The organism is uncultured Legionella sp., assembly GCF_937871865.1.
Classification (GTDB): Bacteria; Pseudomonadota; Gammaproteobacteria; order Legionellales; family Legionellaceae; genus Legionella.
Genome location: NZ_CALMPD010000052.1, coordinates 1 through 16970 on the forward strand (window position 1 = coordinate 1; position 16970 = coordinate 16970).

Here is a 16970-nt window from a genome sequence, read left to right on the forward strand (position 1 = left end):
AATGACAACATCACACTGAATAGAGGTGAATGCGGATTGAATGAGTTCAAGATAAAGCGGAGCAATAGTAGAATTCGTTACTATAAGAACCTGTTTTGAAGTAACCAAGTGGCGTAACAGTGACGAATCACTGACGCCCTTTCGACAGATTAGTATAGGGTATTGATATCCAGGTAAAGTGACATCAATCTGGGTATGCCCCTCAAACTTCGCCATAAATATATTTTATAATGTTATTCGCTACAGCTTTAACAGTTAATTTATCAGTTTCAAAACTAACATCAGCTAACTCATCATAAAATGGCTCGCGCTCATCTCTTAACGATTCCAGTCGTCCTTCAAGATCTTCTGTTTGTAACAGCGGACGCTTTGTGTCTCGTTTAGTTCGTTCAAATTGCTGCTGTAATGACGTTTTCAAATAAATAACAGTACCCCGACCGGCCAGAGCATTTCTGTTTTCAGGGGTAATAACTACACCGCCACCCGTTGCAAGGACAATATTAGTTTTTTGAGTAAGCTCATCAATAACTTTCTGCTCACGGCGCCGGAAGCCCTCTTCACCTTCGATATCAAAAATCCATGATATATCGGCACCAGCACGCTCTTCTATGACTTCATCCGAATCAAAGAATTCCAGTTTGAGCTCCTTTGCCAAAGCACGGCCTATAGTGCTTTTTCCAGCACCCATGGGGCCAATGAGAAAAATATTTCGTACTTTAACTATGCTCATTTTTTCTTACTTACCTCGTTCACTGTAGTGTTATTTAGATACACGTTTTAGTTGATTTTATGATATCAAACACATTTCACAGGTCAGATTAGATAAAAAATAATCTAAAACCCCAAATTTAACGCATATTCATTCTGAATATGTAATTATCCATTTACTGATAAAGAATGTATATGGCCTATTCTACAACGAATAGATACTAAAATCCCACATAATTATAGTTTATCAGTTCGACAAACTCACCAAATTTATTTATACACCTCTTTTTCTCTACCTTGTATCGCTGTAATTGATAAAGAGTTCGTTATTATCCTCGGAGTAATGAAAATGAGCAACTCTTCATTTCTTATTCTTACCTGTTTATTACTAAATAGTATACCGACAACCGGTAATTCTCCTAAAAAGGGTATTCGACTAATGGCTCTGTTTTTATCTTGCTTATAAATTCCGCCAAGTACAATAGTTTGTCCATTATTCACTAAAACATTAGTCTGAATCTGTTTTGTTAAAATAATAGGAACCCCTAACACCCGTTCACCTGAATCAGCATCCTGATTAATTTGCAAATCCATTAATATTTTACCATCGGGCGTTATTTGAGGTATTACCTTTAAACTTAATACCGCTTTTTTAAATGCTACCGCAGTAGCTCCGCTTGAGGTAGCCTCCTGATAGGGGATTTCTTTGCCAGACTCAATTACTGCTGCTTGCTGATTCGTAGTAATAATGCTGGGACTGGAAATTAATTCAGCCTGCCCCTGACTTTCCAATGCAGATAACTCTAAATCAAGTAAAATGCCATCTCCTAATTTAGCAAGTGCAATACCAACAGAAGCAGGAACTGCAGCCTCTGGAGCTGCTGCCAAATCCAGGTTTAAGCGTTGAGCTATAGGTACAGCCGCAGGATTGGCAAGACCTGCTGGTAATTGCAGTTGGTTTGCGCCAGCCAAGGTACCGCTTAAATGAGTAGGTTTCGATACCCCCCACTTAATCCCTAGATCCTGGCTAAAATCTTTATTCACTTCGACTATTCTGGCCTCAATCTGTACTTGTTTGACAGCCACATCCAATTGCTTAATGAGATCTCTGACCTCCTCTATTTTTAACCCAGTATCTTGTATCCATAAGGTATTCGTCCGAGCATCAACACTAATTTTACCCCGGGGAGACAAAAGTGAATTTTGTTTGTCTTTAATTAATATCGCAATATCTGCAGCTTTCGCGTAATTAATCTGAATTAAATCAGAACGTATTGGCTCAAGCTTTTCTATAGACTGTTGGCTCTTTAGCTCATCTTCTTCTCTTTTATCAAGGGACGCTTTACTGTCAATGAGCATGACGTTACCATTTTTTCGTTTATCAAGCCCTTGTGTAGTCAATATAATATCTAATGCCTGGTCCCAGGGTGTATCATTTAACCGAAGGGTAATATCGCCCTGGACCTTATCGCTTACGACCATATTAATTCCAGTGAAATCAGCCAAGAGCTGCAGAACTGCACGTATATTAATGTTCTGAAAATTCAGAGAGATTCGCTTTCCAGTAAACACCTGTTTCTTCAGTTTCGCCTGCTGAACCTCTTCCGCCGTAAGCGGGAAAATATCAACCATGAATTGTTTATTCACCTGATAAACAAAATGCCCATAATCGCCTTTACTGAGGATAGTCATCCTGACATTTTTCCCATCCTGCTGCAGAGTGACTACTTGAACAGGACTATGATAATCAGTTACATCAAAACGTTTCAGCAAATTTGCAGGTACTTGAGTGTTGAGAAAATTGACTACAACCTCTTTACCCGATTGTGTTACATCAATTGGAATACTCGTATCAGAAACATTAATGATGTATTCGCCCGCCTTGCTTTTCTATACCACGAAAATCAAATCGATTAATTAGATATCGTGTATTAACTGCCTGATTGGTGATGAATACTTCCTTATTGTTTTTATATAGTTCATTACTTTTACCATTTAGAACAAGGCTATAAACAGTCCCTGCCGCACTTCCAGAATAAGAAACTGTGCGCTGCAAATCCAATATTGCCCTTACCCTATCCGCTACAGATACAATGTTGTACGTGTTTAACGAACCTAATTCAATTTTTTTCATTCTCTGATCTGGCGATAAATACAAGTCAGTTTTAATAAAATCCAGCACAATTCGTGCAGGTTTCTGGGTAATAAAACTGGCTGGAAGCTGCTTTAAAGGATGAGTAAACTGAAAATCAATACGCACCCTGTCTTCAGGCAAAGGAAAAACTTTGACTGACACCAATGAATTACCTTTGGAAAAGGCCACACTGAAACCAACACTTAATAAAATCAAAATAGCGATAATCTTCCGCACCTGTGCTCCTACTTACCAGTATCTAAATTCAGGGTAATTATTCTTTTTTCCCACACCCCAGTATCTTTTACAGTTTCTTCTAATTTAATCAGTTCTCTTTTAATTACGATAATACGCCCATAGTTTTGTCCCATATAATCCCCAACCCTGACTCGATTGATTTGCGTGTCGGGTTGTTTTATTAGCGCCCAGATAACAGAGCCCTGCTCAAGAATTCCTACGAATTTTAATGCATCAAGCGGAAAAGCCTCCAAGGGTTGTTTTAAGCGACTCTGATCAGGAGCATCACTCTCTGCATTCTTCTTTAAGACAACAGGCTTAAACGGACTACGCCTTGTATCATTTTCGGGAAATTTGAAAATAGGCAAGGGAGCAAATTTGGGAATAGGCTCGATAGTCTTGGCTGGCCTGGACTTGGTATCATTAATATATTTATGTAAATCGCTATTATCCCCAGAACAGGAAATTATTAGCAGTGATAATAATCCGATAGGAACTGCTTGTAGATGCTTTATATAGTTTATCATTGTGATCGGTATCGATATATTTTAGCCGTGATATTCATCACCAAATCATCCTCTGATGTTGCTTTACCGTCTTTAGAGGACTCTCCCTGAATACTAAATTCATGCAAGGTAACAATTCTGTTCATTTCTGCTACCCTACTTAAAAAAGTTGCCAATTGCATGTAAGTACCACCCACGGTGGTTTTAATGGGTAGCTCTATATAAAAATCATGAACCACTTCGGGTTGCGGGGCAAACAGTTTAAATTTCAAACCAGATATGACACCAGTTTTAGAAATTTCCTCCAATAAACCTGGCATTTCATTTTTTGCTGGAAGTTGTTTGAGCATATTGCCGAAACGTTCGTTCATTAATTGCAATTGATTACGATATGCTTGTAAATTTGATGCCTGATGTTGTTTCTTTTCAAACTCGTCTTTTAAAGTAATTTCCTGCCGTTTCAGCGTGTCGTACTGCTCAAAATTATCTCTAATAAAAACCCAATAACCTAATGCAACGATTAATAAACTCATGCCAGCAATAACGCCAATTTTTACAGTAATTGGCCATTGCCCTACATTTTCAAGAGTTAATTCACTTAAATTGACTGAATTCATTCTAATAGCACCAGCCTAATATTTAGGTTTAAGAACAAAACTTAATTTAAACTCATTATTTGCGGCTTGCTTTTTCTCATCCATCTTTTTAATCTCCGTAAGTACAGGAGCCTGAATCCAGGCATTATTATCTATACTTCGCATCAACAAAGATATATTGGTGTTTGATTCAGCAAAGCCCCAGACAGAAACGATATCATTTTGTCGTTCCAGTTTAGTTACATATAATCCCGGAGGCATGACTTTTATTAATTCATCAAATAAATGAACCATCAACGTCCTTGTCGACTGCAAGTTTTGAACAATAGACATTCTTGAAATAAGACCGTCCCTGATTTGTTTCAATGTTTTAATTTCTTTTATCTGCTCATCAAAACGAGTAATTTCTGTTTTAAGCATCTGATTACGCTTTGTTTGATTATTCTTCAAATAAACGGCGTAAGAATTAATAAAAAAAACAATGATGGCAGCAATAATAATGCCTATCAATGACATAGTAGTGAACAATTTTTTTTCTTGTTCACGCCGGTATTCACGCCATGGCAGCAGATTTATTTCAGTCATAGTTCACTCAAGATGCCGAAGAGCCAACCCACAAGCAGCCATCAATGCAGGAGCATCATTAGTTATGGCTTCCAAATTGACCATTTTCCCAAAAGACATACGTGACAGCGGGTTTGCTATTGTTGTAGAAACACCTAGCTGCTCCTGAATCAACGTGGCCAATCCAGGCTGTCGTGCCAATCCGCCAGCTAACAAAATATGATCGACAAAGCCATGTTGACTGGTCGAATAAAAAAACTGTAACGTTCGTTTTACTTGTAATAAAACCATGTCCTTAAAAGGTTCCCAAACTTCCGTTTCATATCCTGCAGGTAACCTACCTTCTTCTTTTGCTATCAGAGCCTGCTCTGTAGTCATATTGTAGTGCTCGGTAATTGCTTCAATTAGTTGCATTCCGCCAAATTTTTCTTCTCTGGAAAATATTAATCGCATCCCATGCAAAACAAATAAATGTGTGTAATTAGCGCCTATATCAATTATGGCGACTATTTTATCTTGTCCTCCAGCAGGGAGTTCTTGTGACAATTGTTGTGCCGCGCGCTCTACAGCATAAGATTCTACATCTACAATTTTGGCTTCCAGACCTGCACGAGTTATCGCATCGACCCGGCTACTCACATTTTCTGCACGTGATGCAACAATAAGTACATCCAGCATTGCTGAATTTTTTGCCGAGTGCCCTAAAACCTCAAAATCAATATTAATTTCATCTATAGGATATGGAATGTATTTATCTGCTTCAATCACTACAAGCTCTTCCATTTCGCTGTCATTTAAACCATCATTCATTTGGACGATTTTGCTGATAACGGCTGAATCAGGAACCGCCAGTGCAACCTGTTTGCAATTTAGTTTCGAAGTACTTATTAATTGTTTGATGCTAATTGCTACCGCGTCCACATCTTTAATGACGTTTCCATCAAGTGCATTTACTGGAAGCAACTGACGACCATATCCCTCAACACACAGTTGCTCTCCGGAATCAGAAATTTCCAATATTTTTATTGATGAAGAACTAATGTCTACACCAAGAATAGAACGATGCTTGGGTTTAAACAGTTTAAGCACTTATTTTCCTCCCTGAGTATTCCCTGCTGCCTCAAAAGCGCACTTCTATTAAATTAGAAAAATACATCATCCAGAACATAGCGAAGGGCTCCTGAATCTCGGAGCCTCTCAGAATGACGGACAAAATCCTGAGGCCTCAAAAGCGTCGAGTAAAAGGCTCGCCAGCAACAATAACCAATGAGAAGGTTATAATTTCTCAAGAACCAGATTAATTGTTCCTATTCGATACAATAATTTCGCCACAATTTATTGAGATCTTACAGAATGTTAACGTAAGCTCTTGTAAATTGGAATCTTTTCAAATCAGTTATTTTACTAAGACGACAGTAACCTCACAATAAAACGGAGCCAACGTTAACTTGCACTCACACAAATCATTAAATATAGTGAAAATCAAGTTGTAATTAATAAAAGCATGGCGTTTTAAAAGGAGATGGCATGATAAAGGGCTAGTCGGTTGTTAGCGCTCTAATTTAGCGATTTAATGCTGGATTGGAGTAGATAGGTGACAGGTTGAATCATAAATTGAGGCATTAAGACCTCGTAAAGGAGATTGATCAAACCTATCACCGAACGGCCAGCCTGAGGCACTGAGACCTCGAATAGGAGTATGGTGACTGCCGATGAAAATTCTACTCTGTTAGGTTGTTTTTGCAAACAATAAGCGGAGTAAAAAAGTGAGACATATTGGAGTTGATTTACATACAAACAGCTTAACAGCCTGTTTTTTAGAGGAAGGAAAAGAAGAGTGCTTTGCTACTTATAAAGTGGAAGAGATGGAACAATTTAGGCAAGAGTTAATGGGAGATGATGTGTTAGCCGTAGAGGCAACTGGAAACTCCAACTACTTTTATGATCAACTGATTGATTATGTGGAAGAGATTGTAGTTGTTGCACCAAATCAGTTTGATGTGATTCGCCGCTCTGTCAGTAAAACGGATAAAAATGATGCTCGAGCATTGGCCTTTTTCTTAAGCAAGGACATGTTACCAAGAGCGCGAGTAAAAAAGAAAGAATATCGAGAGTTGGCAAGTCTTGTAGAGACTCGAGATAAATTAGTGAAGCTAAGAACTGTGTTGCTTAATAAAATACATGGTCTATTAAATGGGCAAGGAATAAAGCTTAAGAAAGAATCTTTGAGTAGTAAAAAAGGACTATTGCGCACATTAGATCATCCACTACCTGATGTTGTTCGCATTGAATGCGAGATTATTGTGGAGCAAGTGCAGCAATTGAATTTAAGTGTAGCCCGTATTAATGAAGCGTCCACTAACCAAGCAAAGCAGCTTGAAGGGTTTGAGAATATAGTCAGCATTAAAGGGGTTGGTGAGAAGTCAGCAGCCATTTTGTTGTCGGTTATTGGTGATGTGAATGAGTTTGAAAATGAGAGCAAATTGGCAGCCTATTTTGGTTTGGTGCCTCGGGTATCAAACTCTAATGAAACGGAACGAAGTGGGCGAATTACGAAACGTGGTTCCAAGATAGGCAGAACCACCTTAGTGCAGTGTGCCTTAATTGCAATAAAGTATAGCAAATATCTGCGACAGTTCTATGACCGCATTAAGGCGAGAAGAGGCTCATCAAAAGCGATTATTGCGACTGCTAAAAAATTGTTGGGTGTGATTTATAACACGTTAAAAAACAAATGGGTGTTTGAGGATTTTCCAAACTTTGTAATTAAAAATACAGTGTAATTGGAAGATAAGAGTAGATTTTTATCATAGGAGATTAAAATGACTGGATTAGAAGATTTACTCTACTCATTAACTACCGTAATTATTCGATATCACGATGCGCAGACCCGCGTAAAAAAATTAGTTCCAGAAAGTGATGAACACTCAGCAAGGAAAGACTCTCGAATATTAGCAAAAATAATTATCAACGATGATAAAATTGATTTTAAAACAAGGCTAAATACATTAATAAAAGAATGTCCTCAAAGCTCTCCAGATCGCAAACCATTTCTTGAATTCCTGTTGAATGAAATTGTTTCGCTCAAATCATTTTTGGATCAAAAGACATCATTTGATACATTTCAATATGAGGAATTCAAAAAACAACTGTTCACCCTTTTCTGGGATTTCAATAGTTTGTTATCCACGACTAAAAGCAATACCAGTAAAGTAACGAAAAATAAAACCGGTTTTATCGCTGAGGCAATATGTGTTTTAGCTGGATTAGTAAATGATGGTTGGTCTGGAAGTGAATTATGCAATTCTGGAATCTTTTTAAAAGAAGAGGTTATTGAACGATTTCATATAACTCTTGGCTCCGGTCCTAGTGAATTTATTGAATTATCAGAACAAATATGTTCCGAACATCAGAATGCTCTTTTAATTATAGAGTTAACAGCTCAAATTAGTCTCACTAAATCGATGTCCCAAGTAAGTACGGCAAGCCAAGATGGTGAAATTGCCGAGCTTAAAGAAGCGAATCAAAATTTAACAAGCAACCTTTCAAAATTAAAAATCACATTGTATCTACTAACATCGCAATACATGATGTTAAAGAAAAGTGATGCACAACATAAAAAAACAATTGAACAGCAGGAAAAGATCATAGAAACACTAACGGAGCAAGTTAAGGATCTATCAGAGGAATCCTCTACACCCCCAACATCTGGGTATGGATCTTTTTTCGGGATTACATTATAACTGATTGCAGAACATAGAAGATGAACCAAGAGATACCAGTTGCCCATATTAGCGTAGTGCAGAGGAATACAGGCCTATTTGTGCACAATCATCAGGGGTGTATGGTATTGAACAAACTGAGCTCAATTGTGTCGTTCCTGCGCGGGAACGACACAATCAAGATCATAATAAATTAATAAAGAATAAATTGGATGTATAAAAATGCCAGACTCACTCTGAGCGCAGTGTGAAATAGGGAGATTAATGACAATATTGTATAGCACACATCCTAATGGCGATTAAAATTCAGGTCACGCCAGTAAAATCCCCCTTCTTTTTGTATGTTTTTTACTTGCTATGTACTCCTAAACAAATACTTGAACTTCCCCAAAACATTTAATATAGTGAAAAACCAAGTTGTGGGGAATTTCCGCATCCGGATTATAGATTTATGTTTTAAAAAGGAGTTTATATGATTCGATTAGAAGAGCTACTTTATTCATTAACCACAGTTATTATTCGTTATCATGATAGCTTAACAGCCCCATTAGTGAGCGCCTCAAATAAAACTGAAATGCATTTGAAATCACGAGAACTCGCAACATCTATCATTAAAGAGCCCGCCCTGGATTTTAAATTAAGATTAAACGAAATAATTCAAAATTGTACAAATGGGTATCAGACGCGAAGACCATTCCTAAACTTTATGCTGAATGAAATAGTAATGCTTCATTCTTTTTTGAGTAAAAAGGAACCCTTTTCGGCTCAAGAACTCATCGAATATAAGGCACAAATTTTCAAATTATTAATGGATGTTAAAGGACTTTTGGAAACACCTAAAAGCAAAACCTATCCAGTAACTCAACATACAACGACAATGAATTCTGAAGGAGTTATCGCCCTATCGGGTTGCAAGAATGATGGTTATACAGGAAATGAGTTTTGCAATTCGGGTATTTTCTTAAAAGAAGAAATTTTAGCAACCCTCAACATCAAGATAAGTTTTACTGAAGATAAATATAAAGAATTTGTAGAACGTATTTGTACTGAGCATCAATATGCTTTATTGGTACCCGAATTACTAGAAAAACTTCAAAAAGCAGAACTCGCCAGAGACACAAATCAACAAACCATTATAGAATTAACTCTAAAGTCTCAGGAACCGCAGCAAGCCACCCCAGAGCAAATTGCTGAAAGCGAACGGTTGAACGGAACAATTCGAGAACAAAAAGCAGAGCTTGACGTGCTGGATGATACTATTGCAGAGCTCAGGAGACAACTACAAATCGCCCAAGAACAAATTACTGTGATAGAACGACTGAACGGAACAATCCGAGAACAAAAATCAGAGCTTGACGTTCTGGCTGAAACCATTGTAGAACTCAGAAAGCAGCTACAAGCCGTCCCAAGGCAAATTGCTGAAATCGAACAATTAAACGGAACAATCCAGGAACAAAAATCAGAGCTAGACGCACAGGCTAAAACCATTGCTGAACTCAAAAGACAACTACAAACAGCCCCCGGACAAATTGCTGAAGCTCAACGATTGAACGGAACAAGCCAAGGACAAAAAGCAGAGCTTGCTCCCCCGGATGAAACAATGGCCAGAAGACAACTACCAGCTAATAATACACAGGCTCGCAGAATATTCGGAGTGGGGAACTATTATTCCTTATTCCATCCCTATCTGACCCCCAATCCTCTCGCTCAACCAACCGTCACTCCTAAACCTTCTGATTTTGATGATTTCGATTTCTCAGACAGCAAAAATTACGACGCACGTCAATAATAGTCAGATGAATCATTGGTTAGTCGATTAAAGCCAATGATTCTTTAAATTCAGCTATAAAATTAGGTCTTTTTCGCACAAAACTCGCAATATTATATAGAATGACTGTATAATGTTGGACTATTCTCATTTAACGATAACTATATTCTATGAAAAAAATGGCATACTTCTGGCGTAAAGGTCTTTGGGCGCTGATGAGCCTGTTTTTTCTTTTATTAGTAGCAGGCAGCCTTATCTATCTGTACTTGGAAAGCCAGCTTCCTAATGTAGACTCACTAAAAACAGTCCAGTTACAAGTTCCTTTACAAATATTCAGCAAAGAAGGCTTGCTCATTCAAGAATACGGTGAAAAAAAACGTATACCAGTAACTTATGAAGAGATCCCTCAAACACTAGTTCATGCCTTAATTGCGACAGAGGATCAGCGATTTTTTGAACATCCAGGTGTTGATGTAATGGGGTTAGGACGTGCAACAGTCCGTATGCTTAAAACAGGTACTAAATCACAAGGCGGTAGTACCATAACCATGCAAGTGGCACGTAATTTCTTTTTAAGTCGTAAAAAAACATTCTTACGAAAGTTCAATGAAATCATGCTGGCCATCAAAATTGACCGTGAATTAAGCAAAGAAAAGATTTTAGAACTTTATCTGAACAGAATATACCTGGGCAACCGAGCCTATGGAGTAGGTGCTGCTGCCATGGTTTATTTTGGTAAGCCGCTGAAGGAACTTAATCTGGCAGAGCTCGCCATGATAGCAGGTCTTCCACAGGCACCATCAACTCAAAATCCAATCGCCAATCCTCTAGCCGCCAAAAAACGCCGAGACCACGTGCTGGAGCGTTTACTAGAAGAACGCTACATCAATGAAGAACAATATCAAAATGCGATAAACCAACCCATTACAGCTAAATATCATGGCACCAACATCGAAGTGAGTGCTCCTTATGTAGCTGAAATGATTCGCCAATCTTTATACGATAATTTTGGCCCGGACGCTTATACTAAAGGCTATAAAGTTTACACCACAGTTGATGGCAAATTACAAAATAAGGCGAATGAAGTTGTTGAAAAGAACTTAATCGCCTACGATCACCGACACGGTTATAGAGGCCCAGTAGCAACTATTGGTGAAAAAGACAGTCAATCAGCTCAAATTCGCCAAAAGTATTTAAGACAATATCCTGAACTAAATACTCTGATTCCTGCCGTTATTATTGAAGTAGGGGAAAAAGAGGCTACGGCTGCCTTGCAGAATGGTCAAACGTTCATTATACCTTGGGAAGGTTTATCTTGGGCCAGACCTGCTCTTAAAAAAGGATGGGTTGGAAAGTCGCCTGTAAAAGCGCAACAAGTAGTTGCAGTAGGCGATATCGTTTATGTTCACTCCACGGAAAAGCACTGGGTATTAGCTCAGATTCCGGAAGCTGAATCAGCGATGGTTGCTCTTAACCCTAAAAATGGCGCCATAGAAGTGCTCGTTGGTGGGTTTAACTTCCAGAAGAGTAAATTTAATCGTGCGACTCAATCCAGCAGACAACCAGGATCCAGCTTTAAACCGTTTGTTTATGCTGCAGCGTTAAATAATGGTTATAACCTGGCGACACTGGTTAATGACGCCCCCATAGTAGTTGATGATCCCAGCCAACCTAATTTATGGCGTCCCCATAACGTCAACCTGAAATTCAATGGACCAACCCGATTAAAACAAGCCCTGGTTCAATCAAAAAATATGGTATCCATTCGAATACTTGATGATATTGGCCTGAATTACACCATAGATTTCTTAACTCGCTTTGGCTTCAATAAGAAAACACTACCTAAAGGCTTATCTCTGGCCTTGGGAAGCCTATCCATTAGCCCCATGGATCTGACTACTGCCTATGCCGTATTTGCTAATGGTGGTTTTAAAGTAGAACCCTATCTTATTGATCATATTACTGATGCTGATGGCGAAGTACTCTTGCAAGCAAAACCAAGTGTAGTATGTAACCCTTGTGATGGAGAGAAGGTAGATACATCTACTTTGGCACCACGCGTTGTTCCTGAAGACCTAGTATTCTTAATGAACTCTGCAATGAAAGACGTGATTCAACACGGTACAGCACGAGCAGCCAGAGTCCTCAATCGCCAGGATATTGCAGGCAAAACAGGAACAACCAACGATCAGGTAGACTCATGGTTTGCGGGCTTTAACTCTGATTTGGTGGTAACAACCTGGATAGGATTTGATAATCCCAAATCATTACATGAATACGCCGCAGGTCTTGCTCTTCCTTTGTGGATAGACTTTATGAAAGAAGCATTAAAAGGAAAACCTGAAAGTGAAATAAAACAGCCTGAAAATGTAGTTGCTGTGCGAATTGATCCTGCCAGCGGTCTTTTAGCCAAACCGAATCAGGACAATGGCATCATTGAGTATTTTCGTGATAAAGAAATCCCGGCAGAAGAAGACCCGACTCCGGTATATAATAACGACAATGCCAGTGAGGAATATCTGGCACCAGTGGAAGAAAATTTATTTTAACGAATTTAAGAACTGCCATATTAGAACACGCGCCGAAAGGCGCGTTTTTATTGCGAACAATAATAAGAAACGCAATCAAGGTTTAGAACAACGTAACTGTTCACAAATAATTCATACTCATACATTCCGAATTCCCTAGTCCCTGTAATTTTGCGTACATACTCTAACAAAACCATAACAGATCGCATTTTATACTAAAAGCTCAATATTAGATCGAGGAGCTGTTATGTTTAATCTACGAAAAGCATTACGGGACATTTCAGAAAATAACCCAAATGAATTAGATCAAAACGATGAAACCATGTTAGATGCAATTCAGCTCCTGGAGTGGAATGCAGAAGCAATGTGCAAGTTGAAAGGTACCAAACAATCTCCTGATGATTTCATGACCTATATCAAACCTCTGCTTGATTGTGAGACTGCATCCAAAGCGAATGAAAAATCATGGCGAATAGTAATAGATATGCCGATTGAAGGAGATACTTACAGTAATGATCCTACAATCCAGATTTGTAGTGGTGAGCCTTCTTATCACCGCTTTGTCATGACATTTCGAAAACATGGGGTTGAAACTGTGGTTGAAACCGCTTGCGTTGTAAAAGAACCCGATTTATCAGTACTGACGGCTGAACATAATGCGGGCACTACACAAACTTTAGCTGATGTAAAAGAGTTTTACGATACGGCAGGAATCCAGCGTGTCGCTATTTTAGGGTCAGCTCGAGTATTTGCTCACCCTGATTTTGTAGACCCTAAAGATACAGCCAAAGGACAAGTTGCGCCTAATCAAAGTAATGTATGGGCACAAAAATACACTAACCGAGTTGAAAACCAGATCAACAAATTATTAGATGTGATGGATAAAGAAGAAACTCAATTTACAACGGTTAATGGAGGCTGGGCCGGTGTAAAAGAAAACAGTACCGGTATCCCTCTTATATCAAGTTTGGCTGGTGCATTAAGTGACGCAAATCAGGAATTCAGTTTGCCACCAATCACTATTATGCCTAGAGATGGGGCTTTTGATCGAGTAGTCACCCGATCAGATGCTTACAACTCCACTCCCCTGCCTCCAGTAGCGGAAACACTGGGCCATGTAAACCCTGAGATTCATACCTATTTTGAGATTCCTCGTGGATGGGGAGATGATTCAAAATACTTAGTTGGATTTAGTACCGGATTAGTAGTCTTTGAACCATATGGGTTTTGGACAAACATTGAAATTGCCAATGGGGTAGCCCAACAAAAGCCAGTAGCAATTATTGTTGATCCCGAAAACCTTGAGCCAGGAGGCAAGTATTACGAACAAATGAAAAATGAAGAGCGATTTGCTGAAATCAAGATACCTCTTCCTGAGAACGAGGTGGGAACCTACCGAGTGTACAGAGATGCTGGTGAAGCAGCACAATGGATTCATGACCAAACCGTGCAAAATTTGGAGAAAAAACAGATTGCACCTCAAGTATCCCAAGAATCCCAAGTATCCCAAGTATCCCAAGCATCCCAAGCATCCCAAGTATCCCAAGTATCCCAAGTATCCCAAGTATCCCAAGTATCCCAAGTATCCCAAGTATCCCAAGTATCCCAAGTATCCCAAGTATCCCAAGTATCCCAAGTACCCCAAGTATCCCAAGTACCCCAAGTATCCCAAGTATCCCAAGTACCTCAAGTATCCCAAGTACCTCAAGTAAACCACGTACAAAATATGAAACAAAAACTAAAAGCAATAATACCGTCTGATGATGAAGTAGAGTACCAACCAAAATGTGCTTTCTAAATTTGAAAACAACTGTCTGTGGCCACTCTGGCCCACAGACGTTCGATAGCCTACATCTCAGCATATTACAGGTTAAAAATGAAAACCTTGGTTACGTCCATCGCTCTCGTTATATCATTCACTAATAAAAACAAGATCTTGAACTACATCTCATTCACTTAAGTGTGGCCATGAAAAATTATAGTTATTCATGGAATAAAATTTTGTCTGCAGAAGAAATTACATTCGCTACATGGCACAAAGCAGAAGTCGCGGGCTTGCAACGGAGTGAAGTTAAACTCGCACCAATGAAATATCGGTACGAGTTTACAGAATGGCGTCGACTCTTACTTGCCAGCTAAAGCAATCTTGGCAGGTACATAATCAAAGTCGAGATCACGAGCAACAGCTTCATAAGTGATCTTCCCTTGATGAACATTCAGACCATTTAACAAATGCGGATCATCCAATAAAGCTAATTTGGTTCCTTTGGTCACTATGTTTAAAATAAAAGGTAAAGTCGCATTATTAAGAGCGAATGTTGAGGTTCTGGGTACAGCACCTGGCATGTTCGCTACACAATAATGCACTACATTATCAACAACATAGGTAGGTTCTTGATGGGTAGTAGCACGGCTGGTTTCAAAGCATCCACCCTGATCTATCGCCACGTCAACGAGAACAGAGCCTGGACGCATAGATTTCAGCATTGCACGCGTAACCAATTTGGGAGCTGCAGCACCTGGCACTAATACAGCACCAATTACCAAATCGGCACTTGATACATAGCGCTCAATCGCATCGGCAGTAGAATAAACGGTATTTAATTTAGAGCCAAACTGGAAATCCAGTTCGTTTAGTCTTTGCAAAGAACGATCCAGTACGATTACCCGTGCTTCCATACCCATAGCCATACGGACAGCGTTAGTACCTACTACACCACCACCAATGACGACAACATTCGCGGCAGCAACACCAGGTACACCACCTAATAACACCCCACTTCCGCCCTGTGCCATCTCGAGGCAATGAGCACCGGCTTGAATCGACATACGTCCAGCAACTTGTGACATAGGAGTAAGAAGGGGTAAACCACCATCATCCTGAGTCACTGTTTCATAGGCAATAGCTGTTACGCCTGATTCTTTAAGTAAACGTGTTTGTTGAGGATCTGGTGCCAAATGTAAATAAGTAAATAAAGTTTGACCTTCTCTTAGTCTTTTGCACTCAATAGGTTGTGGTTCTTTAACTTTAACAATTAATTCAGCATTAGCGAACACATCATCAGCACTATCAACAACCTCAGCACCTGCATTTCGGTAATCATCATCAGAAATACCAATTCCCAGTCCAGCACCGCGCTCTACGAAAACAGTACTGCCAACTCGAACAATCTCCCTTACACTTGAAGGGACAAGTCCCACACGATTTTCCTGAGATTTTATTTCCTTTGGAACTCCTACTAACATAACAACTCCTTTATTGGTTCTTTAATTGTTCAATTAATTGAGGAACTAATTCAAATAAATCACCTACCAATCCATAATTAGCAATTTGAAAAATAGGCGCATCTTCATCTTTATTAATAGCAACAATCACTTTTGAATCTTTCATACCAGCAAGGTGCTGCACTGCTCCAGAGATACCAACAGCAATATAGAGCGTTGGAGCAACAACCTTCCCTGTTTGTCCTACCTGATAATCATTAGGAACGAATCCTGCGTCAACCGCGGCACGTGAAGCTCCAATGGCAGCCCCTAAGGTATCAGCTAACTCTTCAATTAACTTAAATTTTTCTGCGCTTTGTAATCCTCTACCACCAGAAACGACAATTTTTGCACTACCTAATTCCGGTCGTTCAGATTTACTCAATTCATGGCGCACAAACTTGCTTTTGTTGAACGAAGACTCATAGCTCATATTCTCAATACAACACGCATTTTGGCTGGATAAGACTGAGTTAAAAGCTGTAGTTCTTATAGTCATCACTTTTATAGGATCTAAAATGCGAACCGTTTCGATAGCATTTCCAGCATATACTGGATGCTCAAACGTCTCTGCATCAATTATTTTTGTTACATCAGATATCTGTGCCACATCCAATAATGCAGCAATTCGCGGAGTAATATTTTTACCGTAGGTACTGGCAGGAGCCAATATGGCACTAAATGAACTGGCAAAAGAAAGAATCAAATCACTAATTTGTTCTGCCAACTGATGTTCATAACAAGGTTGATCCACGTACCATACCGCATGAACCCCAGCAAGTTCTGCTGCTTGTTCAGCAACGGTCCGGCATTGATGCCCTACCACCAGAAGAGTGGGTGTACTATCCAATTCCAATGCAGCAGCCAACACATTTCGAGTGGAAGGGTGCAAGGTTTGATTATTATGTTCTACAAGTATTAAAGTGCTCATCTCTTCTCCTTT

General features: G+C 39.2%; 12 protein-coding genes and 2 pseudogenes. 5 read left to right on the top strand and 9 right to left on the bottom strand.

Going from position 1 to position 16970, the window contains the following annotated elements; all coding sequences use genetic code 11:
* From Q0495_RS03035 to pilM, 7 genes and pseudogenes are all read right to left on the bottom strand, one after another.
* A pseudogene (locus tag Q0495_RS03035) lies at positions 1–216 on the bottom strand (3-dehydroquinate synthase); the annotation flags it as partial.
* On the bottom strand, positions 203–730 hold the full coding sequence (gene aroK, locus Q0495_RS03040) for a shikimate kinase AroK (RefSeq protein ID WP_018576163.1): 528 nt from the start codon (positions 728–730) through the stop codon (positions 203–205). The gene aroK and the pseudogene Q0495_RS03035, both read right to left, overlap by 14 nt.
* A 248-nt stretch (positions 731–978) precedes the next feature.
* Positions 979–3079: pseudogene (gene pilQ, locus Q0495_RS03045) on the bottom strand (type IV pilus secretin PilQ).
* 8 nt (positions 3080–3087) lie between these two features.
* The gene (locus tag Q0495_RS03055) at positions 3088–3606 is read right to left on the bottom strand and encodes a pilus assembly protein PilP (RefSeq protein WP_298622883.1); all 519 of its coding nucleotides are present in this window, start codon (positions 3604–3606) and stop codon (positions 3088–3090) included.
* Entirely contained in the window at positions 3603–4202 is a 600-nt protein-coding gene (locus Q0495_RS03060) for a type 4a pilus biogenesis protein PilO (protein WP_298622886.1), read from the bottom strand. Before Q0495_RS03060 ends, Q0495_RS03055 begins: the two co-directional genes overlap by 4 nt.
* A gap of 15 nt (positions 4203–4217) precedes the next feature.
* Positions 4218–4766, bottom strand: coding sequence for a PilN domain-containing protein (locus Q0495_RS03065; RefSeq protein WP_298622889.1), 549 nt, complete (start codon positions 4764–4766; stop codon positions 4218–4220).
* 3 nt (positions 4767–4769) lie between these two features.
* Positions 4770–5834: a type IV pilus assembly protein PilM gene (gene pilM, locus Q0495_RS03070; RefSeq protein ID WP_298622892.1), complete on the bottom strand. Its 1065-nt coding sequence runs from the start codon at positions 5832–5834 to the stop codon at positions 4770–4772.
* 677 nt (positions 5835–6511) lie between these two features.
* Here pilM and Q0495_RS03075 point away from each other — a divergent pair.
* The 5 genes from Q0495_RS03075 to Q0495_RS03095 all read left to right on the top strand — a co-directional run bounded on the left by Q0495_RS03075 (position 6512) and on the right by Q0495_RS03095 (position 14561).
* Entirely contained in the window at positions 6512–7528 is a 1017-nt protein-coding gene (locus Q0495_RS03075; RefSeq protein WP_298622893.1) for an IS110 family transposase, read from the top strand.
* 39 nt (positions 7529–7567) lie between these two features.
* Entirely contained in the window at positions 7568–8488 is a 921-nt protein-coding gene (locus Q0495_RS03080; protein WP_298622895.1) for a hypothetical protein, read from the top strand.
* Positions 8489–8939: 451 nt separating this feature from the next.
* Positions 8940–10256, top strand: a complete 1317-nt coding sequence (locus tag Q0495_RS03085) for a hypothetical protein (RefSeq protein WP_298622897.1) — start codon at positions 8940–8942, stop codon at positions 10254–10256.
* Positions 10257–10405: 149 nt separating this feature from the next.
* Positions 10406–12784, top strand: a complete 2379-nt coding sequence (locus Q0495_RS03090; protein WP_298622899.1) for a penicillin-binding protein 1A — start codon at positions 10406–10408, stop codon at positions 12782–12784.
* Positions 12785–13010: 226 nt separating this feature from the next.
* Positions 13011–14561, top strand: coding sequence for a hypothetical protein (locus tag Q0495_RS03095; protein ID WP_298622901.1), 1551 nt, complete (start codon positions 13011–13013; stop codon positions 14559–14561).
* Positions 14562–14887: 326 nt separating this feature from the next.
* On the opposite strand, the gene ald is transcribed toward Q0495_RS03095, so the two are convergent.
* Together ald and Q0495_RS03105 are read right to left on the bottom strand one after the other, a co-directional pair.
* Positions 14888–16009, bottom strand: a complete 1122-nt coding sequence (gene ald / locus Q0495_RS03100; RefSeq protein WP_298622903.1) for an alanine dehydrogenase — start codon at positions 16007–16009, stop codon at positions 14888–14890.
* Between the two features lie 10 nt (positions 16010–16019).
* Complete coding sequence (locus Q0495_RS03105) at positions 16020–16958, bottom strand: FAD-binding protein (RefSeq protein WP_298622904.1); 939 nt, start codon at positions 16956–16958, stop codon at positions 16020–16022.
* Positions 16959–16970: the final 12 nt, after the last annotated feature.

Bases quoted from the DNA above. Each gene is read 5' to 3' on its own strand.
- aroK (WP_018576163.1), bottom strand. From the start codon at position 730: ATGAGCATAGTTAAAGTACGAAATATTTTTCTCATTGGCCCCATGGGT.
- Q0495_RS03055 (WP_298622883.1), bottom strand. From the start codon at position 3,606: ATGATAAACTATATAAAGCATCTACAAGCAGTTCCTATCGGATTATTA.
- Q0495_RS03060 (WP_298622886.1), bottom strand. From the start codon at position 4,202: ATGAATTCAGTCAATTTAAGTGAATTAACTCTTGAAAATGTAGGGCAA.
- Q0495_RS03065 (WP_298622889.1), bottom strand. From the start codon at position 4,766: ATGACTGAAATAAATCTGCTGCCATGGCGTGAATACCGGCGTGAACAA.
- Q0495_RS03080 (WP_298622895.1), top strand. From the start codon at position 7,568: ATGACTGGATTAGAAGATTTACTCTACTCATTAACTACCGTAATTATT.
- Q0495_RS03085 (WP_298622897.1), top strand. From the start codon at position 8,940: ATGATTCGATTAGAAGAGCTACTTTATTCATTAACCACAGTTATTATT.
- Q0495_RS03090 (WP_298622899.1), top strand. From the start codon at position 10,406: ATGAAAAAAATGGCATACTTCTGGCGTAAAGGTCTTTGGGCGCTGATG.
- Q0495_RS03095 (WP_298622901.1), top strand. From the start codon at position 13,011: ATGTTTAATCTACGAAAAGCATTACGGGACATTTCAGAAAATAACCCA.
- ald (WP_298622903.1), bottom strand. From the start codon at position 16,009: ATGTTAGTAGGAGTTCCAAAGGAAATAAAATCTCAGGAAAATCGTGTG.
- Q0495_RS03105 (WP_298622904.1), bottom strand. From the start codon at position 16,958: ATGAGCACTTTAATACTTGTAGAACATAATAATCAAACCTTGCACCCT.